The sequence below is a fragment of the Fischerella major NIES-592 genome (genome assembly GCF_001904645.1).
GTDB lineage: Bacteria > Cyanobacteriota > Cyanobacteriia > Cyanobacteriales > Nostocaceae > Fischerella > Fischerella thermalis.
Genome location: NZ_MRCA01000008.1, coordinates 47,824 through 74,599, shown reverse-complemented (window position 1 = coordinate 74,599; position 26,776 = coordinate 47,824). Strand labels below are relative to the sequence as shown.

The following is a 26,776-nucleotide window of genomic DNA, read 5'->3' as shown; positions in this document are numbered from 1 at the left end:
ACCTCCTAATCAGAAGTGATTTCTGTCAGCGTGACTACATTTTTAGGCTTCTGTTTAAATACTTTGAACAGCTTTTGTTCTTGAGGTGTGGATTCCAGAAAAACCTGATAAGCTTTTTGCAAAGCCTCACAATATTTATTTAATCTCTCTTCTACACTCAAGTCAGTATAATTCTCATCAATTTCTTGAATAGATTGAGAGAATTTTTTCAAAATATGTAGGCGATTTACACTTACAACTTTTTGGTCATAAGGTAAACCAAAAAAATCAAAATATTCCTCTGCTTGTGTGAGCTTTTGGAATTTACTCCAATCTTCGCTCATTGCTTTTGCTCCATAATTTTTAGTTGTTGTTTTAGTTCATCCATCTGGCGATAAATTTCATAAGTTGCAGCAGCTACATCCATGATTTTTTGATAATCTGTTGGTAGCCCCTCTGCCAAATCATGCAGATCCATTTTCATTTGACCTGCTTTACTGTTGAGGCGTTTGATTTGAGTTTTTAATTCTTCAATTTTCGTCATTTGTCATTTGTCCTTTGTCCTTTATCATTTGTCATTCGTTATTTTCTTTTATCAATGACTAATGACCAATAACTAATGACTATTCATAACCTTCCCACTTCGGGAAATCTTTGAGCTAATTCCACACCTTTTTGAACTAGTTTTTCTCCTTCTTCTGCTACTTTTTCCAGCGATTCAAAACCGAAACGATGAGCATCTCTTAAGGTTTTAACTGCCAACAACAAACGACCAGAAAAAACTAGCGCCCAGCCAAAACCTTCATGACTTAAATCAACTACAACTTGAGATAACAAACCTGTTTCTTTTTCAATGCAGGCAGCGACAGCGCGATAAAATGCCATAATTCGCCCAATTGTTACTGGATCAACTTCACCCTCCACAGAAATTTCGCGTTTCTTTTGTTTGCTAACTATAAAGGGTTTAAGAATTAATTCATCCGACCAATTGCGGTACACACCGTAACTATCTTGACCACGAATTTGTTGGACGATCGCTTGCAAAAAAGGCGAATTTATAACTTGATTTTGGGCGGTTCCGTTGACACTATTAGTTGTACTCATACAGTTGTTTCTTCTTCCAGTTCCAATTCATCAAAATTCAGATTTTTTTGCTGCAAAGCTTTGCGTAACCAAGGTGGTGGACTACCTTTGAGAGTTTCAACTAATTTGTTGAGCGTATCAGCAATTTCATCTTGCTCTGAGCGTGCTTTAATTGGAGTGACACCTGTTTTCAGTAATTTGGCAGCAGCACTACTACCAATTGCTGCAACATACACAATTGTGCATTCTTTTAATGCATTGAGTTTAGGAACAAGTTTATCCTCGTTACCATCTTCTTTGAGGTTTCCATTAAATTTGATAGTTTCTACAAATTGATAACCATCTTTGGAAACTTCATAAACATCAATCATCTTTGCCCAACCAAAATGAGCATTGACATGAACTTGATCACTAGTTGTGAAGGCTATTTTCATTTTTTGATTAGTAGTTAGTTGTTAGTTGTTAGTGGTTTACTCCCTACTGCCCCTAATCCCCAGAAGGGGCTCCGAGTTCCCCATCTCCTCACACTCCCCCTATTTCCCTAATCCCCCTGCACATCTCTATCTCTGACTTTCGTTTCCTCTGCGTGTAAAAAGAGGTTCCCAATATCAAATAAGAGTTCCATAGTGCCACGGTAGCCGACTTTGGTAAATTGACCGTTACCTAAGCGATCAAAAATCGGAATACCCTGGCGATACAGAGGAATTCCTAAACGTTTAGCGATCGCCTGAGTATGGGAATTACCAATCAGCAAATCAGAACCAACTGCTAAGTTTTCAAAGTCTTCAAAATCGCCGATGGTGACACTATCGATGGGCAGTTTTTCCAATAGTGGCGATCGCGTTGTGGTGACAGCAGCTTGAATTTCCGCACCCATTGATTGCAGAAAATATACCGTTGACCAGAGTAAATCTGGTTCCAGCGCCAAGGACACCTTTTTCCTGCCAAAGTAAAAATGGGTATCTAACATCGCATCTTGCAATTGGCGACGTTGACGGCGATATTTCTCTGGAACTGCGGTTCCACTCAAATTTGCCAAAAACTGCATAAACTTATCTACCGCTTCTAATCCAGTCAGTTCAGTAAACACTTCGTAAGGTGTGCCAAACTTTTGTTCTAAAATTTTGGCTGCACCCCGCATACTTTCACCTAGTGCTAGGGTATACACAGAACTACCGACTTTATGCAGTTGTACTAAAGTTGTTCCACCCCCGGTAATCGGACTGTAGGAGTCATCCAAGTGACCATCCAAGGAAGCTGAAAGGTCAGGGACTATAATTGGTATTAACCCAAAAGTACTGACAATTTCCTTGATTTGTTGCACATCTCCTGGTGTGAAGGCGGAACTCATCAAAATTGTCACCTGCTGCGCCTTTGGTTCTCCCGGTTGGGGAACTTCTTTGACGATACTTTCTACCGCTGCTGCAAATCCATCTTGCAGTGCGCCTTTGAAATCCGGTGAGGAGACAAGTACAATTGGCAACTCATCCAACTCCGGATGACGTTTGCGGAAATCCTTAAGAATCCCGTCCATGTCATCCCCTCTGGTTTCCGTTAGTCCAGTTGTACACAAACCAATAATTTCCGGCTGGGACTTCTGCACTAAAGTTAGAATTGCTTGTTCCACATTTTCCTCACCACCCAAGATTGTACTGACTTCTGTCATCGCTGTCGTGGAAAGGGGTATCGCTTCTCGGAAATGCCGCACCAGTATAACTTTGGCAAAGGCAGTACAACCTTGGGAACCGTGGAGTAAAGGCATCATCCCTTTCAAACCCAAAAAGGCTAGGGCTGCACCTAAAGTTTGGCTTTGCTTGAGGGGATTAACTATCACTGGCTTGTTAGGAGTGACAACTTTTGCCATTAGTAGTCCTCCTCCTCAAAAGATACAGAGATGGGCAGGTGTGTTGAAGAGGAGAACTTTCCTGTATCTCCTTGTCCCCGTGTCTCCGAGTCGTCTTCCCAAGGTGCTGGTTTGCGGACTTGTTCCCACACAGGGCTGTAGAGGGCTTCATCTAATTCCCTAGCCATTTCTACCATGCCGCTATAACCTGCGTAGGCGTGGTGGCGTTCTTGATTGATGTCGAGAAAAGGAATCCGGGCTTTCAGGGCGGTGTATTGGTTACGACCGCCAGCAATCAGCATCTCTGCGTTAGTTTCGTTAATCACCCGTAGAATTTCTTGGGGATTACCTTTTTCTAGAGTAATGCCATCTTTGCCGAGTAATTGCTTGATACGAGCTTTATCTTCCTCAGTACTTTTCTTAGTACTGGTAGCAACGACTTCCATGCCTAAGTCTTTAGCGGCGGAGATAATAGACCAACTTTTCACACCTCCGGTATAAAGGACAACACGCTTGCCCTTGAGGCGATCGCGATAGGGAGCAAGTTTAGCATCGAGGGCGGCTGTTTCTTCAGCAATCAGCTTTTCTGTTCTTGCTTGTAAATCAGCATCACCCAATTTTGCCGCAATATTCCGCAGACAGCGATTCATGTCTTCTACGCCGTAGAAAGATTCTTCGATGTAGGGAATACCGTAACGTTCCTCCATTTTCCGCGCCATGTTGATTAAAGCTTTAGAGCAAATCATCACGTTAAGCTTGGCACGATGGGCGCAACATACTTCTTTGTAGCGAGCATCACCTGTAATTTTAGCTAAAACACGAATACCTAATTTTTTAAATAACGGTAATACATTCCACATTTCACCAGCGATGTTATATTCACCGATGAGGTTGATGTCGTAGGGTGTGGTGTATTCTGGTTCTTCAGTACCAACTACGTATTCTAGTAAAGCTTCTCCACCGATGCGGTTGCCAAGATTTTTGCTACCTACGAACCCTGGTGAATTGACAGGGATAACAGGAATGCCGATTTTATTGCTAGCAGCTTTGCAGACTGCATCCATGTCTTCGCCGATGAGAGCAGTAACACAAGTGGAGTACACAAAAACTGCTTGGGGACTATAGCGTTTGTGAATGTCGAGGATGGCTTTATAAAGCTTTTTTTCACCACCGAAGATGACATCATTCTCACTCAAATCGGTGGTGAAGCCAAATTTGTAAAGTTGAGGCCCAGAAGATAGGCTACCACGACTACCCCAGGAATTACCAGCGCAGGCGATCGGCCCGTGAACTAAATGAGCAGCATCAGTGATGGGTACTAGGGCAATCATTGCACCATCAAAGGCACAACCCCCTTGAGCGGCTCCAGGTTGAGCTTGTTGCGTGCAAGACTTGTTTTTCTTTTCCCCGTTTTTGTGATGATTATGTTCGCATCCTGGCTCAGAGAGCAGCTCGTTGATTTTGCCTTGGGTGATTATCATCTGTTTCCTCGCGCTGGATGAATTTTTAGTAGTAGGAGCGAAGCATTTGTACGAAAATATTTCGTTTTGAATTCAAGATACCCATACAAATGCTTCGCCCGTACAGTAGTTAGTAGACAGTAGTTAGTAGTTCATCGTTGTTTGTTGATTGTTTCCCCACTAACTACTAACCAATAAGCACTAACTAATTAGTAATGGATAATGAGTATTAATAATGAGTAATTCGTAACGACTAGCAAATATATTTCGAGACATCTTCTCCACATTCATCGCTGAGGTAAGATAATGCCCGAAAACGCAATCCTACAAAATTATCATATAAAGGATTAAGTTTACAGAGCGAAGGAATGTGAAATATGCACCCAAACAAGTGAATATCTCGCTCAAAGGGGCAACAGCAAGGAATCATTTGGCAAATTAAATGAGCAAGATGATAATTTTTGATTTGGATGCTATCGATTAATCGACGTAATGGATGTAGAAGATCAAAACCGCCAGATTTTTGAGCATTAGGCGGGTGATAATTAGGGTGAGCATGAGTATGATTGATCGATTCCATAATTCTATTTCGAGGAAAAAGTAAAAAGGAAAAAGTAAAAAGCTAAAAGAATCATCTTTAGAGTTTTTACTTTTAACTTTTTACTTCATTGGCACGCCGCGAGTTGATGAGATTCTTAACGAATCAAGTCAAAAGAAATATCGGTTACACCGGTGATGTTGGTGTTGCGATCCATTTCATCGAGAATGGTATTGACAACCCAGTTAAGGAGGTTGATACCGCCTTGATAACCGATGGTTGAATAGCGGTGTAAGTGGTGGCGATCGAAGATAGGATAACCAATCCGTACCATTGGAATCTTGGTATCACGCCACAGGTACTTACCGTAGGAATTACCAACAAAGAAGTCTACAGGCTCGGTGAACAGCAAGCTACGGAAGTGCCACAAATCTTTTCCGAGCCAAATAGTTGCTTGCTTACCGAAGGGACTCTCGTCAAGAATAGCTTGCAATTCTTTCTTGAACTCTTCGTCACCGTTGTGGCAAAGAATATGTACTGGTTCAGCACCCAATTCCAACAAGAAACTAACAATACTGATAATCAAGTCTGGTTCGCCATAGATTGCAAACTTCTTGCCATGAATCCAAGCGTAGGAATCGGTCATCGCATCAACTAAGCGACCACGTTCGATTTCTAATTCTTGGGGAATGGGCTTACCAGTCATTTCTGACAGTGTCATCAAAAATTCATCTGTACCCTTGACACCGAAGGGACGTAAGACCTTAGTTTTTTGATTCCACTTGGTTTCAATGTATTCACGGGTCTTGGGAGTGGTGTAGGCTTGCAGAGCAACAGTAGCCTCAGCGTTGCAAGCTTCAGCAGCATCTTCTAACTTAGTACCACCTGGATACATTTGATATTCACCATTATTAGGTGAATCAAAGTAATCGCTGCTATCAGAGAGAATAGTGTAATCTACTCCCATCAAACCAAGCATCCGCTTGAGTTCCCGGTTATTGCCTACGTAGGTGTCAAAACCAGGGATGAAATTGATTTTGCCGTTAGTTTGCTCTTTCTTCTTACCTTCACTTAGGTAAGATAGAATTCCCTTCATCATATTGTCGTAACCAGTGATGTGGGAACCAACAAAACTGGGGGTGTGAGCAAAGGGTACAGGGAAGTCCTTAGGAATAGAACCAGCGTTCTTAGCGTTGGTAATAAATGCACCCAAGTCATCACCGATAACCTCAGCCATACAGGTGGTGCAAACAGCAATCATCTTGGGCTTGTAGAGTGTATAAGCAACACTCAAACCTTCAATCATGTTATTCAAGCCACCAAACACGGCTGCGTCTTCTGTCATAGAAGAAGAAACAGCAGAGCAAGGTTCTTTGTAGTGACGGCTGAGATGAGTACGGAAGTATGCAACACAACCTTGAGAACCTTGGACAAAAGGAAGAGTTCCTTCAAAGCCAAGGGCTGCAAACATTGCACCTACTGGTTGGCAACCTTTGGCTGGGTTAACTGTTAGTGCTTCGCGAGCAAAGTTCTTTTCACGGTAGTCCCAGCTTTTTGTCCATTCGGAAACGCTTTCTACTTCTGCGTCAGAGTGTGCACCTTCAAATTGTTCGTGCTTCCTCTTGAAGAGTTCAGTGTACTCTGATTGTTTAAATAGGTCTACGTGGTCTACAATTTTGTCAGGATTCTGTGGCATTTTTGTATCTCTTTTGCTTGCTGGGTGGGTAATGGTGTTTACAGATCGCAGACCAGGGATTAGTGATTGGGAATCGGGGAATGGGAATTGGGGAAGAATTCTAACCTAATTCCTAATCCCCACTCCCTAATCCCTAGTCCTTAGACTTTACTTAGGCAACTTTGGCCTTAGGTTCTTTCTTGTTCCAAGGAGCATCAATTAATCCCCAAGTTGGGCTATTGAGTGCTATATCCATATCGCGAGCGAAGACAGCGAAGCCGTCATAACCGTGATAAGGACCGGAGTAATCCCAAGAGTGCATTTGGCGGAAAGGTAAGCCCATCTTCTGGAATACATACTTCTCTTTAATTCCAGAAGCAACAAGGCTAGGTTTCTTAGCTTTGACGAATTCCTCAAACTCGTAGGCGGTAACGTCGTCGTAAATAATGGTGGCGTTGTCGATGTAGTGGGTGGTGCGCTTGTAGTCGTCGTTGTGAGCAAACTCGTAGCCAGTACCGATAACTTTGATACCCAGGTCTTCAAAAGCAGGTACAACGTGACGAGGACGCAGACCGCCAACGTATAACATAACGGTATGACCTTCGAGGCGGGGGCGGTATTTCTCGACTACCGCATTCATGATTGGGGTATACTTAGCTATAACCTTCTCTGCGTTTTCTTGGATCTTAGAGTCAAATTTAGCAGCAATTTCACGTAGAGAAGCAGCAATCTTGGTAGGACCAAAGAAGTTGAACTCCATCCAAGGCATACCGTAAGCTTCTTCCAAAGCCCGGCAGATGTAGTTCATGGAGCGGTAGCAGTGAATCAGAACTAATTTAGCTGCTAGACCGTTAACCAATTCGTTAACAGTACCGTCACCAGACCACTGAGCAACAACACGCAAGCCCATTTCTTCTAGTAACATGCGGCTTGCCCAAGCATCACCACCGATGTTGTAGTCACCAATTAGGGCTACATCGTAGGGGCCAGGTTCAATAGTGAGTGTATTTTCCTTCTTCGCTTTGTTATAGCGAGGGAACATGTGGTCACGGATAGCATCGTTAGCGATGTGGTGTCCTAAGGACTGAGATACACCCCGGAAACCTTCACAACGTACAGGTATAACGGGCTTATTAATTTCTTTAGCAGCTTTCTTTGCTACAGCTTCGATGTCATCTCCAATCAGTCCAATAGGACATTCAGACTGAACACTGATACCGCGGTTGAGAGGGAAGAGTTCTTCAATTTCTTGAATAATTTTGGCCAGTTTCTTGTCACCACCGAAGACGATATCACGTTCTTGGAAGTCGGAGGTGAAGTGCATGGTGCCGAAGGAGTCAACACCTGTTTTACCAACATAGTAGTTACGACGACCAGACCAAGACCAGTAACCGCAACCAACAGGACCGTGGCTAATGTGAACCATGTCCTTAATTGGGCCCCAAACCACACCTTTGGAACCTGCATAAGCACAACCACGAGCGGTCATCACACCAGGAACTGATTTGATGTTAGATTTAACGCCGCAGTCAGATTTACCTTCTTCGTGAACGTTCAGGTGTTTTTCGCGCTTTTTGCGAGATTTTTCAGGGTACGCTTGGAGAACGTCTTTAATTAGTTGTTTATTTTCTTCTATGAGGTTCTTGTTTTCTGGAGGTGTCATAGTCTGCCTCGGTTAGACTTATGGGTTAGGGTAATTGCAGGTATAGAAGGGAGGAATGGGAGAAAGGGGAGATGGGGAGATGGGTAGATGGGGAGAAATACTCCATGTCTCTGCATCTCCGTGTCTCCTTTGACTACGGCATTACTTATTTAGCAGTAGCCTCAGCTGGTTTGCCAATGATGTCTGCGTGCTTGGTATCGTCGTCAAGAATACCGTATTCAATCAATAGAGCTTCCAGTTCATCCATTTCCAAAGGAGTAGGAATGGTGAGTTTGGTGTTGTTGATGATTTTCTTAGCTAATGCACGATATTCATTAGCTTGGTTGCTGTCAGGTGCGTACTCGTTAACGGTCATACGACGCAATTCTGCGTGTTGAACGATGTTGTCACGAGGTACGAAGTGAATCATTTGAGTATTGAGTTTTTCAGCCAGAGTTTCGATTAGTTCGATTTCTCGGTCAACTTTACGGCTGTTACAAATCAAACCACCCAAGCGTACACCACCAGAGTGAGCATACTTCAGAATACCGCGGGCAATGTTGTTTGCAGCATACATCGCCATCATTTCACCGGAGGTAACGATGTAGATTTCTTGTGCTTTACCTTCACGGATAGGCATAGCGAAACCACCGCAGACAACGTCACCTAATACGTCGTAGGATACAAAGTCTAAGTCTTGGTAAGCTCCGTTTTCTTCCAAGAAGTTGATGGCGGTGATGATACCACGACCTGCACAACCTACACCAGGTTCGGGACCACCGGATTCCACGCACTTCACACCACGGAAACCGGTTAACATTACTTCTTCGAGTTCTAAGTCTTCTACTGCACCTCTTTCTGCTGCTAGGTGCAGCACGGTGGTTTGAGCTTTACTGTGGAGCATCAAACGGGTGGAGTCAGCTTTGGGGTCACAACCTACAATCAGGATGCGCTGACCCATTTCTGCCATCGCAGCTAGGGTATTTTGGGAGGTAGTAGATTTACCGATACCGCCTTTACCATAGAATGCGATTTGTCTGATATTCTCAGTCATGATTATTTATTCTCCTGCAATTGGTTGGTTTGGTGGGTCTAGAGGATTTGTGTTTAGGTTCACTTTAGTTGGGTCAGCAGTGACCGCTTTTCATAGAACGTCACCGATGGAGGTGCTCGCTCTATGGCAAAAATGGTTGTCATAATTTTGGTGTTTGTTGTTTGTTGGTTGTTGTTTACTACTAACCAGTAACTACCAACTAGGAACTAATTACTAAACTGCTTCAACTACAATATCTTTGCTTACGCGATCGCGTAGTCTAGATTCAATTGCAATCTTTAATGTGGCTATGCTACTAGAACAGGAACCACAAGCACCTTGCAGGATCACTTTGACGCGAAGGACGCTTTCGCATCCAGCTTCGCTAACGCCTTCGACATCGAATAGTTCTACGTCTCCCCCATCGGCGATCAAAATGGGTCTGACTTCTTCATCTAATACTCTTTGAATAAGTGCAATTTTTTGCACTGGCGTCAGTGTTTTTACTGCTGACTTCCCATTGGTCTGACTGAGGGAATTACTTACAGTAGTGACAGATGCTTTTTCCTTTTGCACAGATGCAATGATGTCATCAATACTTGCTAAACAAGATCCGCATCCGCCACCAGCTTTGACGTAATTTGTCACTTCTTCGGCGGTGGTGAGGTTATTTTCAATAATCACCCGTTTGATTTTGGCATCACTAATGCCAAAGCAAGTACAAACTAAAGCTCCTTCGTCATCATCTTCATGAGTGTCTAGGGGTATCCCACGGTAATTATAAATAGCTGCTTCTAGCGCTTCTTGTCCCATTACCGAGCAGTGCATTTTTGCTTCCGGTAAACCACCCAGGTAATTAGCAATTTCTTTATTAGTAACCTTAAGGGCTTCATCCAAAGTTTTACCCTTGATTAGTTCTACCAGAGCTTCAGATGAAGCAATCGCACTGGTACAACCAAAAGTTTGAAAACGCGCCTCAAGGATTTTCTCTGTTTTTTCCTCAACTTTCAGATGCAGTCTCAGGGCGTCTCCGCAAGCAATGCTACCCACATCACCAACAGCAACTTTAATTCCTGGTTCACCTTTGTCTTCTATTACTCCCTGATGTTGGGGATTGTAAAACAGTTCCAATACTTTATCTGTATAGTCCCACATAGCTTATTTTTCAATTGGTAATTGGTGATTGGTAATTGGTAATTGGTGATGAGAAGTATTACCGATTACCTATTAGCGATGTGCTAGTGCTTTTTCTTGCTCTTGCAGCCAACTTGCTTCGTCATTCTTGAAAGGTGAGAGGGAGCGTAGGTGTTCAATAATACCAGGCATTACTGCTAGCACAGCATCAATTTCGGCGTCTGTGGTATAACGACAAAGACTGAAGCGAATGGAACCGTGCAAAATTGTGTAGGGTAAACCCATTGCTCTTAAAACGTGGGAAGGTTCCAAAGAGCCAGAACTGCAAGCAGAACCGGATGAAGCACAGATACCGTGTTTGTTGAGGTGAAGGAGAATTGCTTCACCTTCAATGTACTTAAAGCCAATGTTAGTGGTGTTGGGTAATCTTTGCGTAGAATCACCGTTGACTTGGCAATCAGGAATAGTTGCAATAATCGTTTTTTCTAAGCGATCGCGCAGTTTTCTTTCTCTAGCTGTCGCTGATTCTAAATGTAATAATTCTAATTCGGCAGCTTTACCAAGGGCTACAACTCCTGGAACGTTTTCTGTTCCCGCCCTTCTACCACGTTGCTGTCCACCGCCAATGAGCATCGGACGAAATCTCACACCACGCCGCACATATAAAGCACCAATTCCTTTGGGTGCATGAATTTTGTGACCAGACATGGTTAACATATCAATGGTGCTAGTTTTCATGTTCATCGGAATTTTACCGACTGCTTGCACCGCGTCCACATGGAAAAGAGCGCCGCTTTCTTTAACTCTGAGACCTATCTGCTCAATCGGGAAAACTACCCCAGTTTCGTTGTTAGCATACATAATGCTGACTAGGGCGGTGTTACCAGTGAGTGCAGCTTCTAGTTCATTGAGGTCTAACTGCCCTGCGTGATTTACTGATAGATAGGTAACACTGTAACCTTGCTTTTCCAATTGTTTGCAGAGAGTTAAGACTGCTGGGTGTTCTACCTGGGTTGTGATAATGTGTCGTTTGTCTGGTTGTGCCAACAGTGCAGATCGAATAGCAGCGTTATCTCCCTCTGTACCACCACTAGTAAAGATAATTTCTGATTCATCAGCCCCAAGGAGAGCAGCAACTTGTTCATGGGCTTTGTTAAGTGCTTTTTTTACTTGCCCGCCAAAAGTATGCATACTAGAGGGATTACCATAATAATCCGTTAAGTACGGTAGCATTGCCTCTACAACTTCAGGATCTACTTTGGTGGTGGCATTATTATCTAAATAAATACAATCTTTCTGCATTGTTTCCAATTCTGTTTAAAATTTGTTCCTAGTTGTTGGTTGTTAGTTACAATCAACAACCATCTATCAACAATTAGGCAACTTGGTGCTGACTTTTTTGTAACTGCTCAGAGAATCTTTGGGAATAAAAATTAAACCAAGTCTCCCAATAATCTTGTTTTTTTGTTAATTTTGCTACTAATGGGTAATAAGTGTTAAACCATTTTTCCCAGTAATCGCTGGGGACTTTGACGCAACCGTTGCTTGTTGGACAACCAGCTTTGCACTGGGGTACGGTGTGAATAGTGCCAACGCAGTTTGTACAAAGTTCAGGATCAATCCAGGGGCGATCGCCATCCATTTTGATTGCACCAGTCGGACATACAGATTGACAAAGATTGCAGGAAATACACTCGCTGGTAATTTGGTAAGCCATGACTATCCTCCATTGAAGGGAGTAGATTGAGGATTGGGTTCTGGGTAATGAGTGCTGGGTAATGGTGATGGTTAGTAGTTAGTGGATAGTGGTTAGTGGTTAACAACTAACTAATAACTACTAACTATGAACTACTAACTAACTGTTTCCTGGACGTATTGCTGATAATATTCCAAAGCAGCTTTGTCAATCATGTCGTAAGTTTCAACGGTTTGGATGCCTGCGGCGTGTAATTTTTCTTTGGGACAATCACCGATTTTGGCAACAAATACCGCTTTGCAATCTGCGATCGCTGCAATGATATTTTCCAGAGTGGCTGTTTCGCCATAACCACCTTGGCAATAGTGGTCTATTTTACGATGACCGATAAAGCGTACTTCCTTACCATCGACTTCGTACACCTGGAATTCCTTGGCATGACCGAAGTGTTGGTTAACTAAGCCGCCACCTTTGGTTGCGACTGCGACTAAAATTTTTGGCGCGTTTTGTAGAGACGTTACATGTAACGTCTTTACAGCTTGTTTGGCAGCTTTGAGTTCTTCTCTAAATTTGTCAATCCCTGCATGAACTTCTTGGCGTTGAGCAAGGTCATATTCTGGAGCCATTGCCATGAATTTATCTTTGGTAAATTCTTGGCTGCGGTCTTCTCCCAATAATCCTACTGCATCGGCACGGCATTGACGACAGTGGCGCATCATCTTCATGTTACCAGCACAACTGTCTTGTACTGCCTTTAATTCTTTGGGAGTAGGACCACGCTGTCCTGTTAAGCCAAAGTGAGTGCCGTGTTCTGGTGCAGAAATCAACGGCATAATGTTGTGCAGGAATGCACCATGAGAGCGAATAACTTTATTAACTTCTACCAAATGTTCGTCATTAATCCCCGGAATCATCACGGAGTTGACTTTGCAGAGAATATCGGCTTCTTTGAGGGCTTGTAATCCTTCCATTTGCTTTTCGTGGAGGATTCTGACGCCTTCAATACCTCTGTAACGTTTGCGTTTGTAGTGAACCCAAGGATAAATCTTAGCGCCGATTTCTGGGTCCACCATATTAATGGTGATAGTAACGTGATCTATGTTTAATTGTTTAATGCGATCGATATATTCGGGAAGCATTAAACCGTTGGTTGATAAACAAAGTTTGATATCGGGTGCTTTCTCTGCTACCAACTCAAAGGTGCGAAAAGTCCTTTCTGGATTTGCCAGGGGGTCGCCGGGACCTGCAATTCCTAAAACAGTCAGTTGCGGAATTTTGCCAGCAATCACTAAAACTTTGTGTGCTGCTTCTTCTGGTGTTAACAATTCGCTCACTACGCCGGGACGGCTTTCGTTAGCACAGTCGTATTTGCGATTGCAGTAGTTGCATTGAATATTACAAGCAGGAGCAACTGCCACATGTAACCTAGCATAGTGATGGTGGGCTTCTTCGCTATAGCAGGGATGTTTGGCTATGCGCTGTTGCAGTTTTTCATCCATTTCCCCTGTGGCGCTGCTGCTGCATCCGCCGCAACCACTGGATTTTGCTTCAATTGTAGTTTCCGTAATTGGGGAGGTGACGAGTCCTGTAGACGGTGGAGTCATTGAATTTCGCAAGATGTCGATGGACTTTGGCAGCCACTGTGGGAGATGGAAACACTAATCAGTTGTCAGGTTATTCTTAATTTGATAACTGTTCACTGATTTATAAGGAATGGAAGTCGCGTCTGTTTATAGCGCTGCCCACCGGGGTTCGGGGTAGGCTATTAACCCTCGTTTTCTCGGCTGGTGTGTCATGCAGAAGATGCGGGTGGAATTTGCGCTGACAGCCACGACTTCTGTTCACAGGGGCATGGTGCTATCTCATCCCTCCACTCACTCATCGCTCCTTGATTGGTGCGTCAAGTGATTGGCGATATATGTTTTATATCAGCCGTGAAATAGGGAGGGTGGATATGCAACTTGGATAAGATTTATTAGATTTATTAAGTTTGTACTCAAATTTTTCAGCCCTGATTATGAGGGCATTGTGAAGAATTAAAAAATTTTTTTGGGTAGGGGTACTAGTATTTTGGGGTGGAAGTACAAGTATTTATGGAGAAGGGGACAAGTGTTTTTGTACTCACCTCAAACCTAGTCACAGCAATGATTTGCAAACAAATTAAGTTTTTTTGAGCTTATCTTTAAGTTGCACTCATAGGCTCATGACAATCAGCCCAAAGTACTACTATTTATGCGGTTTTGCGTTTTAGAAATCTGGAGTAGACTACGGACAACTACTCCAGAAAGATGCGAAATTCAATTCTGTATCCAACATATCACTTTTTTTTTGATAATAAATGCGATTTAAATTTTTTTAATTATTGGGAGGAAATCAAGGCTGAAGTATTGCAAAAGCCTGACTCAGAGAGAGTTAGAGAAAATCTTAAGTCTCAAAAATGAGAATAAATTGCAGAAACTATTACCTAAAGTTACTGCTGAACTTCTGTTTTGAAAAAATATTGCTTTTTCAGTTGCCCAGAATTGCTATTTATTTAATTGTTGTTTGTTAATGGTTGGTATCTGGTACCAACTATATACCAATCAACTCTAAGTTACTTGGGGATTTGGACAATTTGAGCGAGCAGTAGTTGATATCAATTCCGGCTAATTACTTACGATATGGTTGGTCTTGCAGGTAACAAGTAATTGGTTTTTCCTATTACCTATTACCCATTACCAATTACCGGCCTTCACAGATATGATAAGTCTTCAAACGGATAGATGAGCTTACCCTGGGGGTAGAAGAGAAGATGGGGGCGATCGCAATGTCATTCCTCTACCAAAAAACTAGAAATCGACCACAGATGCACACCGATGAACACAGATAAACATGGATAGGTTATGGCTTTGCTAATAAATTAATCTGCCTTCCAAGTCTTCAAAAACTATTCTGTGCCTACAATTCAAGTACAAACAGGTTTTATTGATAATCCAGAAGATGCTGCTCGATTGAGAACCCCAGAGTATCAAGATAAAATGGCTGAAGCGATCGCTCAAGGTATCCTTAAGTATCTAGAAAAACAGTAACCACTTATAAATAGCTTGGCAAAACTGCGATCGTTTAATTCACAATTATTTGTAGTGGTGAACAGCTGTTTGCTACTACAACAAAACTGTATATTAACTGTATATTATTAAGCTGATTACCTGAAAGTTCAGTTTCGGACCAGCTGTGATAAACTGCCATTCAGCATGTATGTCAAACAATTTACTACTATCCCGACCTCTGTGTATTATCCTTGTTGCCTTCAGTTTTGGACTTGTCGGCTGTAATTATGCTGGTAATTTAGTAGGGCCATCTTCTCCAACTACTGTATCCTCAAGTGAAACAAACAATAATCTGCCCAAAGTTGTTGCTACTACTAGTGTACTTTGTGACTTAGTTAAACAAGTGGCAGAAAATACAATTAATCTGACTTGCTTGATTTCACCCGACACAGATCCAGATCGTTATCAACCAAAACCAGAAGATCGTCAAGCAATAGAACAAGCAAAAGTTATTTTTTTCAATGGCTATAACCTTGAACCAAGTTTATTCAAATTAATTAAAGCTAGTAAAAACGGTGCAGCTAAAATAGCGGTTGCTCAACGTGCAGTTCCTAAACCATTGAAATATCAAAAGAACGGCAAGTTAGTATCCAACCCTTATGTCTGGCACGATCCTAAAAATGGCATCAAAATGACAGAGGTAATTAGCAGTAACTTAAGTAAAGCTATACCTGAAAATGCTACTTTATATGGAAGGAATACTCAAAAAATCAAAAAAGAATTAAACCAGTTAAATGTGTGGATTAAATTGCGTGTTGATAGTATTCCTGCTAATAATCGTAGACTAGCTACAACTAATAATGCTATGGCTTATTATGCTAAAGCCTACAATATCACATCTATAAATGCCTTAGAAAGTATTAATACTAATTCTAAACCTACACCAGCAAAAGTTAAAGCTGTAGCTAGAGAAATCAGAAGATCCAAGGTGCCAACAATTTTTGTAGACACTACAACTAACTCTAATGTTATTAATACAGTTGCCAAACAAGCAGATGTGAAAGTTTCAGAAAGGAAACTTTTAACTGATAACCTGGGTAAACCAGGGAACTATGGAGATACTTACCAAAAGATGCTAACTGCTAATACCCGCACAATTGTGGAAGGATTGGGAGGTACATATCTCATATTTGAGCCGCAAGCTTTTGCAAATAAAATTTCATTTATACAATTTCACTTTTTTGATGATAAAAATATATGAGTAAGGGCGTACAGTTTTACGCCCCTACAAAAAATTTAATATTTTTTACCTATATTTTCTTGGACTTCGCTGTAACCTGCAAAAACAAAATGTTCGCAGCAATTAACTTTACTGCTGTCAGATTAAATTTTGCTATATTTCAGTTACCTCATCGCAAATCACCACCCCCAACTACCAGGAATACCTTTGAAAGGCCCGACAATATCATTTGTGATCCAGCCACCATAAAAGTTACCTGGTTGTGGCTGTACCTTTTCACCATCCACATAACAAGCATCCATAAAATGAGCATAAAAAGCTACATGATTTTTGAGGGATGCAAAAGCAGGTGTGGGATTCGGATAGAACCAAGCAGCATTTTGCGCTTCTTTATCGCCTACCCGGATTGTGTAGTAACTCGCATTTCCTTTCCACTCACAAAAGCTAGATTGCGGTGATGGAATTAAGTATTCCATTTTGATATCTTCTGGAGGAATGTAGTAGACAGGTGGATGACTAGTTTCTAAAACACGTTTGGCGTGGTGAGTATCAGCGATCGCGACACTATTAAATATTATTTGAATATGCTTATTTGTTTCCTCCAGGCGAGGAGGACGGGGATAATCCCAAACTGATTCTTGTCCGGGACCAGGTTCAATGCGTTGAGGTTTAATCATTTTATTTGTTGGTTGTTGGTTGTTGGTTGTTTGAGGTTCTTCAATTAACAAACAAGCATGGACAAAGAACAATATTTACTAACTAAATTATTTTCCACACCATAGACGCTGTAAAAATTTAAATACTCTCACAATCATTTCTTCTAGCCATAGCATAGCAGCATCTAACCATGCCAAAATTTGCTCTAATGGATGTTTTTCATAACCAATGATTTTGGCTTTTGTTTCAATCCAGTCTGGTTTTGCTTCTACACCTGTAGTTTGCTGACGTTGCTGCTGAAAAATAGCAAATGCTGTTTTTGTTACAACAGATATTTTGTTAGATGTTGTGTGATTAGAAGTAATATTGGTAACTGGTTTTTGCTTTATTACTAATCTTCCTTGGGGTTGTGATGTCAAACTTATCAAGCGATAAATCAGGCTGTGCAAAGGATTATTTGTTGTTTGACTGCTAGGAAGGGCTTGGGTAGAAATTGTAGTACTGCTAATTATGTTATTTGTATTGTTGGGATGATGAATAGATTTACTGATAACTTGAACATCACCAAATACATCACTTTCACTCAGCCATAATTCTACTAATTCATCGCTTTGTAATTTAGAAGTTTTTAGTAATTTTTTGGGTGTATAACGTTGTCTTTTTTTATGATTAACTAACAAAAATGGAGGAGTTTGATTATTGGATTTACAATTATCTAATTTTTTACTCTGACGTTCTCCAAAAAAGAAATTCAATGCTGCCCAAATCAAATTTTGAATATTTGATGTTGGATTTTGGGTATTCTCAAGAGCGGTTGTTGTTTGTTTACTAAATGCTATTTGCTCTTTTCCATAAATAAATATTTGCAGTTGAGTTTGTAAGAATTGGATGAGTTCACGGCTAGTATGAGAAATCGGCTCTAAAGCATTTGACTCTAGCTTTGCAATAGTTGCATCTAAAAAAGCTAGCGATCGCTTCGCATTTAATAAAGATAATTCCTCTGTATTTTGTTTTGCATTGACAAATGGTAGTGCTGGTGTTTTGTTTTCACCATTACTACCAGTCAGCTTTGTCATCAAGCGATTAATTTCACCGACTAGCTTTGTTTCTTCTTTAACTTGACTTAAGCGCCATTGACGCCAGTAATTCGCGATTTCTGTAATCATTCGCTCTTCTAATTCGTGCTTTTGCTGAGGCGTTAATATATCTAAAATTTCATTTTTGCAAGTGACGAGTACCAGTTGGCGATCGCATAACTGGGAGGCGATTCCCTGGATGTTTGGTGATAGGTGGGGGGGTGGGGTGTAGACGCGCAAGCGGTGAGACAGCGGGCTTATGGGGGTTTCCCCCATGAGCGACTGCGTTCGCGTAGCGTCCCGAAGGGAACTACCCGAAGGGCTTCCCGTAGGGTAGGGGAGGTGGGGTGAGTGTGAGGGGTTGATGCTTAGTCTTTCTACAACCTTTAGCACTCGCTGAATGGGGATGTCGGGTGCTAGCGGTGCTTCTGGTTGGAAATCGGTATAATTTGCTTGTAATTGTGGAGTTTGTGTTGGTTGTCCAGTAGCGTGTAGTTGTTTACCAGCTGACTCTCGCACTTTTTGAAGCAGCATAAATACGGGGTACATTAGTGCTTCTAAAGACCAACTGGCAGCAACCTGTAGATGACGAAAGGTGCGCCCTACTCCTTCACTCCAACGTCGAGATTGTTTGTGAACGAAGTTAAAAAGTCTGCTTTGATAGCGTTCAGAAGAAGCAGAAGGCATGGTAGTGAATAGTTGTTGGTTGTTGGTTGGTGGTAATCCAAATACTTCGCCTGTACAGTAGTTAGTAATTGACTACTAACTACTATCCATTAACATTACAAGAGAAATACATTATATTTACGCCATCAATAATAGCGAAAATTATGACAGATATATCTTTGATGGTATAAGCCTCTAGATTTATCTGTGGAGTCAATCCAAAATCCAAAATCTCAAATCGAATGACCTCTCCCGTATCGCCATCCAATACCAAAATCATCTCAGCAGCAATTGAGAAATTGCGCTCTTTTTGCCAAGCGAATATTCTCCCACATTGGCGCTGTTTTGCAGGTGATTTGGCTGTGACTGATGTGAGTGCATCTTTGTTGTCTGAGTGGACACCCGCCCAAATTAATGCTAAGGGCTATATTGTTTGGGCTGGGGGACAAAAAGTTTTGTGGTTAGCACAGAAATTGGTGATTCCCCAGGATTTAGAAGGTTATGCACTACAGGGTTTGTCTTTGCGGCTGGCGCTGGTTTGGTGGGCGAATTCCGCGAAAATTTATGTGAATGGGGAGTTGGTGGGTGAAGGAGATTTGTTTGACAGTTCGCCTCGGATTTTAGTTAGTCAGGCGGTAACACCAGGGGAAGAATTTTTCATAGCTATACGTTTGGTGAGTCCGGGACATTGTGATGGGGCGTTGGTGCGATCGCTTTTAATGTATGAATCCAATGAACAGGAGTGTCCTGATCCTGGTTTGGTGGCTGATGAGTTGGCTGTGACGCAGCGTTTTTTGCAAAGGTTTGCGCCTGAGAGGTTGGATCGTTTGGCGGTGGTGGTAGAGGAAGTAATGAACCGCCAAGACGCGAAGGACGCCAAGGAAGAGAGGGGAGAGTTTGATCGGAGGCTTTTATCTTTACGTAATCATCTACTGCAATCGAAAATCGAAAATCCAAAATTCAAAATTTATTTGTTGGGTCATGCTCATTTGGATATGGCTTGGCTGTGGCGTGTGAGTGAAACTTGGGAGGCGGCGCAGAGTACTTTTGAGTCGGTTTTGCAGTTACAGGTGGATTTTTCGGAGTTAGTTTTTTGCCATTCGACGCCGGCTTTGTATGCTTGGGTGGAGGAAAATCGCCCGGATTTATTTAGGGCTATTCAAGAAAAAGTAGTAGCGGGAAGTTGGGAGGTTGTTGGTGGTTTTTGGGTGGAACCGGAATTAAATTTAATTACTGGTGAATCGATTGTACGGCAGTTGTTGTATGGTCAGCGCTATGTACAAGAAAAGTTTGGCAAGCTAGTGAGTGTGGTTTGGGTTCCTGATACTTTTGGTTTTTGTGCAACTTTGCCACAGTTTATGGAACAGGGAGGAATTGAGTATTTTGTCACGCAGAAGTTACGTTGGAATGATACAACAAAGTTTCCTTACGGTGCGTTTTGGTGGTGTTCTCCTGATGGCAGTAAAATATTGAGTTTAATGTCCGCGCCTGTGGGTGAAGGTATTGATCCAGTGAAAATGGCTGATTATGCCATTGAATGGCAAACTCAAACTGGATTTACACACTCACTTTGGCTTCCTGGTGTCGGCGACCACGGCGGCGGTCCCACCCGTGATATGTTAGAAACTGCCCAACGCTGGCAAAAATCCCCCCTATTCCCAGAGTTAGAATTTACAACTGCTGAAAAGTATCTCCAACACCTGCAATCAATAATCAATTCTCACACTCTCCCCACCTGGGATGACGAACTCTACCTCGAATTCCATCGCGGTTGCTATACTACCCACGGCGATCAAAAACGTTGGAATCGTCGCTGTGAGAATTTGTTGTATCAAGCGGAATTGTTTGCAGCGATCGCCACTATTCGCTGTGGGGTAAATTATCCAAAGGCGGAATTGGAAACTGCTTGGAAGCAAGTTTTATTTAACCAGTTTCACGATATTTTGCCTGGTTCCTCAATTACTGAAGTTTATGAGGATGCTTTATCACAGTGGCAGGAAGTGGAAAAGGTTGGTACGGGGATATTGGAGGAGTCGTTGCGAGCGATCGCAGCTCAAATTTCTTTCCCAACACCGCCACAGCCAGATAGTTTACCTGTGGTTGTCTTCAACTCTTTAAACTGGAAGCGTTCTGAGGTTGTCACTGTTCCCTTACCCTCTACGACTGCATTCAATCAGGTATGGCAGATTTACGACCATTCTGGCAACCAAATTGTTTCCCAGTTAGGTGAAGCTTCCACACTACTGTTTTTGGCTAGGGATATTCCGTCTGTTGGCTACCGTGTTTTTTGGCTGTGTCCTTCTCTGCCTAAAAATCCACATAACACAACCCAGTCTGATGATACCAATTTGAGTTTGCAAAAGCAAGAACAATTTTCGCCAGAAAGATTGACTTTGGAAAATGAATTTTTGCGAGTCATCATTGATGAACAAACTGGTAATTTATCTAGTGTTTTTGACAAGGTTAATAACAGAGAAGTTCTCAATCAAGCAGGCGGGAATCTATTACAAGCTTTTCAAGATAGTGGTCAATATTGGGATGCGTGGAATATTGACCCTAATTATGCCCAGCACCCTCTACCACCAGCTACTCTTCAATCTATCCAATGGCTAGAACAAGGACCAGTACAACACCGCTTGCGTGTGGTACAGCAACTTGGTGAATCAGAGTTTTGCTGTGACTACATTCTGTCAACAACTTCACCTATGCTGAAAATCGCCATGAAGGTAGATTGGCAACAAGAACATGTATTGGTGAAAGCAGCTTTTCCTCTCAATCTTGAAGCAGACTTTGCTACTTACGAAATTCCCTGTGGTGCAATTCGCCGTCCAACCAAACCTCAAACCCCAGCAGAAAAGGCAAAATGGGAAGTCCCCGCCTTGCGTTGGGCAGATTTGACAGAAGAAGTAGACAAGGGGAACAAGGAAGAACTTTTTACCAATCCCCAATCCCCAATCCACAATTCAAAATCCAAAATCCAAAATCCTTACGGTGTTAGTTTACTAAATGATTGTAAGTACGGTTATGATGCTCAACCACATCAACTACGGCTAACACTTTTAAGAAGTCCTAACTGGCCTGACCCTCAAGCAGACAGAGGTGTACATGAATTCACCTATGCTTTGTATCCCCATGCTGGTGATTGGAAATCAGCCCACACAGTCCGACGCGGGTCTGAATTAAATGTACCTTTGCAAGTAATAGTGTGTCCTGCGAATCCTCCCCTTTTAGTGAATGGAGATGGATTAGAAGCAAGTTTCTTAGATTTATCAGCAGAAAATTTAATCTTAATGTCATTTAAACAGGCAGAAGATGACCCACACAAGTGGATTTTGCGTTGTTATGAATGTCACGGAGAAACAGCCGATTTGTCTTTACAGAATAATCTGGGGCTGAGTTTGGAGGAATCTGTGGATTTGTTGGAGCGTCCTTTTTCTACTTCTGAATTTTCATCTACAGCTATTGATCAAAAATTCACTATCAAACCCTGGAAAATAGTTAATTTAAAGTTACAAATGAGTGATTCTGCAACTACTTGATTACAACTCAACTCCTAAATTTAGATGAATGGATAGTGAATTACAGACTGAGTACAAAATTGCATAAATCCATGGCAAAATTTTGGCACCAAGACTCTGCGTCCCTCTGCGCTGACTTTGCGTCCCTTTGCGTTTGAAATCGCTACGATTTGACACAAAGCTGTACCAAGAAATAGGAAGTGACTAGTTATTAATGAAATTTTTACTAGTTTGTTGCTAGTAGCCTCTAGTCACTCACCTCTAACCCCTAGTTTCTAGTTCCTAGTTCTTGTCTAATCTTCATGGTCTTCAAAAGGATCGCTCAATTGCTTAGAAGGAGGACCAAAAGCAGTATAAATAGATAGCGCTGTGATGACGATCACAATCGCGCCAACGGAAATGCTAAGAACTGTTGCGGGTTCCATCATAAAAGGATAGATTATGAGTGCTATTCTTATAGAATATTACAGAAGATTAAAAAATGCTTTGGCAACTATCTTAAGGTGAGATATGGCACAACGGACGCGGTTAGGAGATATTCTCAGACCCCTGAACTCTGAATATGGTAAAGTTGCCCCAGGTTGGGGTACTACTCCCCTGATGGCTGTTTTTATGGGCCTATTTTTCGTGTTTCTGCTGATTATTCTGCAACTCTATAACAAGTCAATAATTATCCAGGACGTCAGTGTGGATTGGCGGAGTTTAGGACGTTAATTGAGAAAGAACCTTTACACTTGTATTAAAAAGCTTCCCCACCCGGTCACTCCGGGTTTTTTTGTTAAGTTTGTTGTTGGTTCTTCCCACAACCATGAACAACCAACAAAGAACTATCAACCACTAACCAGAACTAATGTCTAAACTAAATTTATGGGTTTCTGTAGCAGTTTTTAAGTTGACAGGAGAAAGCACAAATGAACGTATTTGGTATTGGTCTGCCGGAAATGGCTTTAATTATGATGGTGGCATTGTTAATATTTGGTCCGAAGAAATTGCCGGAAATTGGTCGTAGCTTAGGAAAAGCAATTCGCGGTTTTCAAGACGCTTCTAAGGAATTTCAAAATGAATTTCAAAAAGAAGCAGCTCAAATAGAAGCAGCTGTCAAAACTACTGCTGAACTGGAACCAAAACAATTAGAAGCACCTCAAAAGGAAGAAGTGTGAACAAAAGGCAGGAGGCTCAGTTGGCAGGAGGATAAGATATTAAAGACTTCATTTTCATAATTCATACTTCAAATGACAGAAGCTACTGCCAAAACAACTTTGGTGATTCCCCAATTAATTGTTGGGTTGGGGAATCCAGAGCCAAAGTATGACCAAACACGCCATAATGTTGGTTTTGCTGCTTTGGATGTTCTATCCCGTTCTTGGCAGATTCCTTTGGCAGAAAATCGCAAATTTCAAGGTGAGTACGGTGAAGGTATTGCACCTACTAACGACAAAATTCGTCTGCTGAAACCACTCACTTATATGAATCGCTCTGGACAAGCTATACAAGCTGTCACTAATTGGTATAAATTACCGCCCGAATCTGTGTTAGTCATTTATGATGACATGGATTTACCTCTTGGGAAAACTCGTCTGCGCTTGTCGGGTTCAGCTGGCGGACACAATGGGATGAAAAGTGCGATCGCACATTTGGGAACACAAAATTTCCCTCGCCTACGTATTGGTATTGGTAGACCCAAAGGTGCTACTAATGGTGATGAAAATACTGTGTCTTATGTGTTGGGAAAATTTTCGACAACTGAAACGAAGTTTGTTTCTGAGGTATTAAACTTTGTCTGTGAATGCGTAGAATTATGCCTCAAACAAGGAGTGGAAAAAGCAATGAATCGTTGTAACAGCAACGGTCTTGTCTATCATGAACCTGAAACTATCAAATAATAAATACGTAAAAAGTATGACTTATATTTTACGTATATTTCCAGAATAAAATCAAAGAATTTTATTAATTAGTTTGAAAAATATGTTTGTCTTTTTTATATAGTTAGGTTGATGGGCAGCAATTTAGCTTGCTCCATCTAACCATAATCGGACACTCGGCGCACTCCGTAACTTGGCAAGGCTATTAATTTACACCCCTATTTGAGGGGTGGTTCTTCTTGCTTATTTTTTTTCAAAATGATAACGGAGGCTCTGTAGCTGTTTTAACATTAATCTTGTCAAGCAACGTCAGTGCCGATGTTTTTATTTAAAACGCCGTTTACGTCTAGCAGCTACTGCTTTGCGTTTGCGCTTTTCTAATGGTGTTTCAAAATGCCGATGATACTTAACATCAGCTAAGATGCCAGCTTTAGAAACCTGACGCTTAAAGCGACGCAGAGCTGACTCTATTCCTTCATTCTCTCCTAAAACCACCTGGGTCATTCTTTGTCCTCATTATCAATCATGATCCATTGTAATGGGTATTGGGAATTGGGTATCAGGGATAGAGTATTGGGCGATTGTCAATTATCATTGGTCATTTGTTATTAGTTAGTAGTTAGTAGTTAGTGGTTATTTAATAATTACTCCTCACACTCCCCACACCCCTCATACTCCCCCCCATCACCCCTACCCTACGGGAAGCCGCTTGCGCGTCTACACCCCACCTCCCTTGTCTCCCTTCTAATCCCCAATCTCTATACTAAGAGCCAGTTGATAAAGTTGGCGGCGGGGTAGGGAAGTTACTTTTGCTAACTCTCTGCTGGCTTGCGATCGCGACATTCCCTGAGTAATGAGTTTTGTTAACTCAGCTTTTAATTCTACTTCTGACAGCACCAGTTCGCTGGGTGGACTTCCTGCCACAACTAAAGTATATTCTCCTTGAGGTTCCTTATCACTACAATAAGCAAGCGCCTGTGCTAGGGTTCCCCGCCAGAATTCCTCATACAATTTAGTTAATTCCCGTGCCAACACAATTTGGCGATCGCTGCCAAAAATATCTGCTAAATCTTGTAAAGTCTCTGGCAAACGGTGGGGAGATTCGTAGAAAATTAGAGTGCGGGATTCTGTCTTCAAAAATTCTAAATGTTCTCGTCGCCCTTGAGCTTTCGCTGGTAAAAATCCTTCAAACACAAACCGAACCGTTGGTAATCCTGCTGCACTCAATGCCGTAATTGCAGCGTTTGCACCAGGAATTGGCACTACAGAAATTTCTGCTGCAACACACGCTTTCACTAATTCATAACCAGGATCAGAAATACCTGGCATACCTGCATCTGTCACCAAAGCGATCGCTTTACCCTCACCCAACTGCCTTAATAATTCTGGGATACGACTGTTACGATTATGTTCGTGGTAGCTAATTTGTGGAGTCTTGATTTGAAAATGGTGTAGCAACTTCCCCGTATGACGTGTGTCTTCCGCCGCAATCAGATCCACCGTTTGTAAAATTCGCACTCCTCGGAAAGTCATATCTTCCAGATTCCCAATGGGGGTGGCGACGATGTAAAGTGTTCCTGGTTTTGGATCAGTTTGCATGAAAATTAAAAGTTGTTAGTAGTTAGTAGTTAGTAGATAGTAGTTAGTAGTTTGTGATTGGTTTGTAACCATTAACCACTAACCATTAACCACTAACCAATGACCAATTATGGCTTATTTGTCGGTTTAGTAACCCTCGATCTAATTTATCTCGCCCAATCTCCCCCGAGAAACAATCAAAAAATAGTTGCTGCTGACTATACTGTTACCGCAGGTGGTCCTGCAACTAATGCTGCTGTTACTTTTAGCCATTTGGGTAATCAATCTGAATTGTTGGGTGTAGTAGGTTCTCATCCGATGACACAGTTAATTCGTGGAGACTTAGAAAAATATCAAGTAGAAATAATTGACCTTGATCCTGCTACAACCAATCCACCACCAGTTTCTTCTATTATTGTTACCCAAGCCAGTGGCGAACGGGCAGTAATTTCCATCAATGCTGTCAAAACTCAAGCCAATAGCCAGGCTATCCCACCAGACATTTTACAAAATGTTGATATTGTTTTAATTGACGGACACCAAATGACAGTAGGAATAGAAATAGCCCAAATGGCAAAAGCAAATAATATCCCAGTAGTCATAGATGGTGGTAGCTGGAAACCTGGTTTTGATAAACTTTTACCTTTTGTAGATTACGCCATTTGCTCTGCCAATTTCCATCCTCCCAATTGCCAGACTCAGGAACAAGTCTTTACCTATCTCAGTAAATTTGGTATTCCTCACATCGCCATTACCCAGGGTGAAAAACCGATTAAGTATCTTATACAGGAAACGGGTGCAAGTGGCTTTGTAGACGTGCCAAAAACTACTGCTGTTGATACACTGGGGGCTGGAGATATTTTTCACGGTGCTTTTTGTTATTACGTATTACGGGAAAATTTCCTTGATGCACTAGCATCAGCAGCAAAAATAGCTGCTTTTTCCTGTCAATTTTTTGGCACACGCCATTGGATAAGAAGTCCGGAAAAAGGTTAAAGGGAACGAACACAGATGAACACCGATGCACACCGATGGATTATGGGTTGGCTGTTAGGTTAATCCCCGAT

Annotated in this window: 25 protein-coding genes and 1 pseudogene; 7 read left to right on the top strand and 19 right to left on the bottom strand. The window is 41.9% G+C overall.

The genetic code is table 11. The features are described from left to right. Positions 1-5: 5 nt before the first annotated feature. From nifW to nifB, 14 genes are all read right to left on the bottom strand, one after another. Positions 6-323, bottom strand: coding sequence for a nitrogenase-stabilizing/protective protein NifW (gene nifW, locus NIES592_RS15485; RefSeq protein ID WP_009459207.1), 318 nt, complete (start codon positions 321-323; stop codon positions 6-8). Next, entirely contained in the window at positions 320-523 is a 204-nt protein-coding gene (locus NIES592_RS15480) for a CCE_0567 family metalloprotein (RefSeq protein ID WP_062246919.1), read from the bottom strand. The genes nifW and NIES592_RS15480 overlap by 4 nt, the downstream gene beginning before the upstream one ends. 83 nt (positions 524-606) lie before the next feature. Beyond that, positions 607-1,083, bottom strand: coding sequence for a NifX-associated nitrogen fixation protein (locus NIES592_RS15475; RefSeq protein WP_062246916.1), 477 nt, complete (start codon positions 1,081-1,083; stop codon positions 607-609). Beyond that, positions 1,080-1,496: a nitrogen fixation protein NifX gene (gene nifX, locus NIES592_RS15470; protein WP_062246914.1), complete on the bottom strand. Its 417-nt coding sequence runs from the start codon at positions 1,494-1,496 to the stop codon at positions 1,080-1,082. Before nifX ends, NIES592_RS15475 begins: the two co-directional genes overlap by 4 nt. Positions 1,497-1,603: 107 nt before the next feature. Next, entirely contained in the window at positions 1,604-2,926 is a 1,323-nt protein-coding gene (gene nifN, locus NIES592_RS15465; protein ID WP_073556216.1) for a nitrogenase iron-molybdenum cofactor biosynthesis protein NifN, read from the bottom strand. Continuing rightward, positions 2,926-4,386 (bottom strand): nitrogenase iron-molybdenum cofactor biosynthesis protein NifE, encoded by a 1,461-nt coding sequence (gene nifE, locus NIES592_RS15460; RefSeq protein ID WP_073556215.1) that lies wholly within the window; start codon positions 4,384-4,386, stop codon positions 2,926-2,928. The genes nifN and nifE overlap by 1 nt, the downstream gene beginning before the upstream one ends. A gap of 232 nt (positions 4,387-4,618) precedes the next feature. Then, complete coding sequence (locus NIES592_RS15455) at positions 4,619-4,945, bottom strand: Mo-dependent nitrogenase C-terminal domain-containing protein (RefSeq protein WP_071846744.1); 327 nt, start codon at positions 4,943-4,945, stop codon at positions 4,619-4,621. 115 nt (positions 4,946-5,060) lie between these two features. Continuing rightward, entirely contained in the window at positions 5,061-6,599 is a 1,539-nt protein-coding gene (nifK, locus tag NIES592_RS15450; protein ID WP_073556214.1) for a nitrogenase molybdenum-iron protein subunit beta, read from the bottom strand. Between the two features lie 151 nt (positions 6,600-6,750). Next, positions 6,751-8,241, bottom strand: a complete 1,491-nt coding sequence (gene nifD / locus NIES592_RS15445) for a nitrogenase molybdenum-iron protein alpha chain (RefSeq protein ID WP_073556213.1) — start codon at positions 8,239-8,241, stop codon at positions 6,751-6,753. Positions 8,242-8,386: 145 nt separating this feature from the next. Then, positions 8,387-9,277 (bottom strand): nitrogenase iron protein, encoded by an 891-nt coding sequence (nifH, locus tag NIES592_RS15440; protein WP_172451471.1) that lies wholly within the window; start codon positions 9,275-9,277, stop codon positions 8,387-8,389. Positions 9,278-9,487: 210 nt separating this feature from the next. Next, complete coding sequence (gene nifU / locus NIES592_RS15435; RefSeq protein ID WP_062246908.1) at positions 9,488-10,408, bottom strand: Fe-S cluster assembly protein NifU; 921 nt, start codon at positions 10,406-10,408, stop codon at positions 9,488-9,490. Positions 10,409-10,480: 72 nt separating this feature from the next. After that, positions 10,481-11,689 carry a cysteine desulfurase NifS gene (nifS, locus tag NIES592_RS15430; RefSeq protein WP_062246906.1) on the bottom strand — a complete coding sequence of 403 codons (1,209 nt, stop codon included), beginning with the start codon at positions 11,687-11,689 and terminating at the stop codon, positions 10,481-10,483. 73 nt (positions 11,690-11,762) lie between these two features. After that, on the bottom strand, positions 11,763-12,104 hold the full coding sequence (locus NIES592_RS15425; RefSeq protein WP_062246904.1) for a 4Fe-4S binding protein: 342 nt from the start codon (positions 12,102-12,104) through the stop codon (positions 11,763-11,765). 134 nt (positions 12,105-12,238) lie between these two features. Then, on the bottom strand, positions 12,239-13,687 hold the full coding sequence (nifB, locus tag NIES592_RS15420) for a nitrogenase cofactor biosynthesis protein NifB (RefSeq protein WP_062246902.1): 1,449 nt from the start codon (positions 13,685-13,687) through the stop codon (positions 12,239-12,241). Positions 13,688-15,004: 1,317 nt separating this feature from the next. On the opposite strand from nifB, the pseudogene NIES592_RS15415 reads away from it, so the two are divergent. Further along, positions 15,005-15,151 (top strand): annotated as a pseudogene (locus NIES592_RS15415) (N-acetylmuramoyl-L-alanine amidase family protein); the annotation flags it as partial. Positions 15,152-15,320: 169 nt separating this feature from the next. Next, the gene (locus NIES592_RS15410) at positions 15,321-16,373 is read left to right on the top strand and encodes a metal ABC transporter solute-binding protein, Zn/Mn family (protein ID WP_073556212.1); all 1,053 of its coding nucleotides are present in this window, start codon (positions 15,321-15,323) and stop codon (positions 16,371-16,373) included. A 158-nt stretch (positions 16,374-16,531) separates the two neighbouring features. Here the strand turns inward: NIES592_RS15410 and NIES592_RS15405 are convergent, their stop codons facing one another. Beyond that, positions 16,532-17,029, bottom strand: a complete 498-nt coding sequence (locus NIES592_RS15405; protein ID WP_062250569.1) for a DUF427 domain-containing protein — start codon at positions 17,027-17,029, stop codon at positions 16,532-16,534. 87 nt (positions 17,030-17,116) lie between these two features. Next, positions 17,117-18,772, bottom strand: coding sequence for a hypothetical protein (locus NIES592_RS15400; protein WP_073556211.1), 1,656 nt, complete (start codon positions 18,770-18,772; stop codon positions 17,117-17,119). Between the two features lie 221 nt (positions 18,773-18,993). Here NIES592_RS15400 and NIES592_RS15395 point away from each other — a divergent pair, with 221 nt between their 5' ends. Further along, the gene (locus tag NIES592_RS15395) at positions 18,994-22,290 is read left to right on the top strand and encodes an alpha-mannosidase (protein WP_073556210.1); all 3,297 of its coding nucleotides are present in this window, start codon (positions 18,994-18,996) and stop codon (positions 22,288-22,290) included. 272 nt (positions 22,291-22,562) lie between these two features. Here the strand turns inward: NIES592_RS15395 and psbN are convergent, their stop codons facing one another. Beyond that, the gene (gene psbN / locus NIES592_RS15390; RefSeq protein ID WP_016871838.1) at positions 22,563-22,694 is read right to left on the bottom strand and encodes a photosystem II reaction center protein PsbN; all 132 of its coding nucleotides are present in this window, start codon (positions 22,692-22,694) and stop codon (positions 22,563-22,565) included. 85 nt (positions 22,695-22,779) lie between these two features. Here psbN and psbH point away from each other — a divergent pair, with 85 nt between their 5' ends. The 3 genes from psbH (at position 22,780) to pth (ending at position 24,152) form a co-directional block, all read left to right on the top strand. After that, on the top strand, positions 22,780-22,983 hold the full coding sequence (gene psbH, locus NIES592_RS15385) for a photosystem II reaction center phosphoprotein PsbH (protein WP_009459237.1): 204 nt from the start codon (positions 22,780-22,782) through the stop codon (positions 22,981-22,983). Between the two features lie 197 nt (positions 22,984-23,180). Further along, a complete protein-coding gene (locus NIES592_RS15380) occupies positions 23,181-23,429 on the top strand; it encodes a TatA/E family twin arginine-targeting protein translocase (protein ID WP_009459239.1) in 249 nt (82 codons plus the stop codon). Positions 23,430-23,501: 72 nt separating this feature from the next. Further along, positions 23,502-24,152 carry an aminoacyl-tRNA hydrolase gene (gene pth, locus NIES592_RS15375; RefSeq protein WP_062246892.1) on the top strand — a complete coding sequence of 217 codons (651 nt, stop codon included), beginning with the start codon at positions 23,502-23,504 and terminating at the stop codon, positions 24,150-24,152. 303 nt (positions 24,153-24,455) lie between these two features. On the opposite strand, the gene rpsU is transcribed toward pth, so the two are convergent. After that, the gene (rpsU, locus tag NIES592_RS15370; protein WP_009459242.1) at positions 24,456-24,635 is read right to left on the bottom strand and encodes a 30S ribosomal protein S21; all 180 of its coding nucleotides are present in this window, start codon (positions 24,633-24,635) and stop codon (positions 24,456-24,458) included. 240 nt (positions 24,636-24,875) lie between these two features. Next, the gene (rsmI, locus tag NIES592_RS15365) at positions 24,876-25,730 is read right to left on the bottom strand and encodes a 16S rRNA (cytidine(1402)-2'-O)-methyltransferase (RefSeq protein WP_073556209.1); all 855 of its coding nucleotides are present in this window, start codon (positions 25,728-25,730) and stop codon (positions 24,876-24,878) included. Positions 25,731-25,829: 99 nt separating this feature from the next. On the opposite strand from rsmI, the gene NIES592_RS15360 reads away from it, so the two are divergent. Beyond that, positions 25,830-26,705 (top strand): sugar kinase, encoded by an 876-nt coding sequence (locus NIES592_RS15360; protein WP_073556208.1) that lies wholly within the window; start codon positions 25,830-25,832, stop codon positions 26,703-26,705. Positions 26,706-26,776 lie beyond the last annotated feature (71 nt).

What these genes read in the sequence shown, in the direction of transcription:
- nifW (WP_009459207.1), bottom strand. Translation starts at nt 323, where the DNA reads ATGAGCGAAGATTGGAGTAAATTCCAAAAGCTCACACAAGCAGAGGAA.
- NIES592_RS15480 (WP_062246919.1), bottom strand. Translation starts at nt 523, where the DNA reads ATGACGAAAATTGAAGAATTAAAAACTCAAATCAAACGCCTCAACAGT.
- NIES592_RS15475 (WP_062246916.1), bottom strand. Translation starts at nt 1,083, where the DNA reads ATGAGTACAACTAATAGTGTCAACGGAACCGCCCAAAATCAAGTTATA.
- nifX (WP_062246914.1), bottom strand. Translation starts at nt 1,496, where the DNA reads ATGAAAATAGCCTTCACAACTAGTGATCAAGTTCATGTCAATGCTCAT.
- nifN (WP_073556216.1), bottom strand. Translation starts at nt 2,926, where the DNA reads ATGGCAAAAGTTGTCACTCCTAACAAGCCAGTGATAGTTAATCCCCTC.
- nifE (WP_073556215.1), bottom strand. Translation starts at nt 4,386, where the DNA reads ATGATAATCACCCAAGGCAAAATCAACGAGCTGCTCTCTGAGCCAGGA.
- NIES592_RS15455 (WP_071846744.1), bottom strand. Translation starts at nt 4,945, where the DNA reads ATGGAATCGATCAATCATACTCATGCTCACCCTAATTATCACCCGCCT.
- nifK (WP_073556214.1), bottom strand. Translation starts at nt 6,599, where the DNA reads ATGCCACAGAATCCTGACAAAATTGTAGACCACGTAGACCTATTTAAA.
- nifD (WP_073556213.1), bottom strand. Translation starts at nt 8,241, where the DNA reads ATGACACCTCCAGAAAACAAGAACCTCATAGAAGAAAATAAACAACTA.
- nifU (WP_062246908.1), bottom strand. Translation starts at nt 10,408, where the DNA reads ATGTGGGACTATACAGATAAAGTATTGGAACTGTTTTACAATCCCCAA.
- nifS (WP_062246906.1), bottom strand. Translation starts at nt 11,689, where the DNA reads ATGCAGAAAGATTGTATTTATTTAGATAATAATGCCACCACCAAAGTA.
- NIES592_RS15425 (WP_062246904.1), bottom strand. Translation starts at nt 12,104, where the DNA reads ATGGCTTACCAAATTACCAGCGAGTGTATTTCCTGCAATCTTTGTCAA.
- nifB (WP_062246902.1), bottom strand. Translation starts at nt 13,687, where the DNA reads ATGACTCCACCGTCTACAGGACTCGTCACCTCCCCAATTACGGAAACT.
- NIES592_RS15410 (WP_073556212.1), top strand. Translation starts at nt 15,321, where the DNA reads ATGTCAAACAATTTACTACTATCCCGACCTCTGTGTATTATCCTTGTT.
- NIES592_RS15405 (WP_062250569.1), bottom strand. Translation starts at nt 17,029, where the DNA reads ATGATTAAACCTCAACGCATTGAACCTGGTCCCGGACAAGAATCAGTT.
- NIES592_RS15400 (WP_073556211.1), bottom strand. Translation starts at nt 18,772, where the DNA reads ATGCCTTCTGCTTCTTCTGAACGCTATCAAAGCAGACTTTTTAACTTC.
- NIES592_RS15395 (WP_073556210.1), top strand. Translation starts at nt 18,994, where the DNA reads ATGACCTCTCCCGTATCGCCATCCAATACCAAAATCATCTCAGCAGCA.
- psbN (WP_016871838.1), bottom strand. Translation starts at nt 22,694, where the DNA reads ATGGAACCCGCAACAGTTCTTAGCATTTCCGTTGGCGCGATTGTGATC.
- psbH (WP_009459237.1), top strand. Translation starts at nt 22,780, where the DNA reads ATGGCACAACGGACGCGGTTAGGAGATATTCTCAGACCCCTGAACTCT.
- NIES592_RS15380 (WP_009459239.1), top strand. Translation starts at nt 23,181, where the DNA reads ATGAACGTATTTGGTATTGGTCTGCCGGAAATGGCTTTAATTATGATG.
- pth (WP_062246892.1), top strand. Translation starts at nt 23,502, where the DNA reads ATGACAGAAGCTACTGCCAAAACAACTTTGGTGATTCCCCAATTAATT.
- rpsU (WP_009459242.1), bottom strand. Translation starts at nt 24,635, where the DNA reads ATGACCCAGGTGGTTTTAGGAGAGAATGAAGGAATAGAGTCAGCTCTG.
- rsmI (WP_073556209.1), bottom strand. Translation starts at nt 25,730, where the DNA reads ATGCAAACTGATCCAAAACCAGGAACACTTTACATCGTCGCCACCCCC.
- NIES592_RS15360 (WP_073556208.1), top strand. Translation starts at nt 25,830, where the DNA reads ATGACCAATTATGGCTTATTTGTCGGTTTAGTAACCCTCGATCTAATT.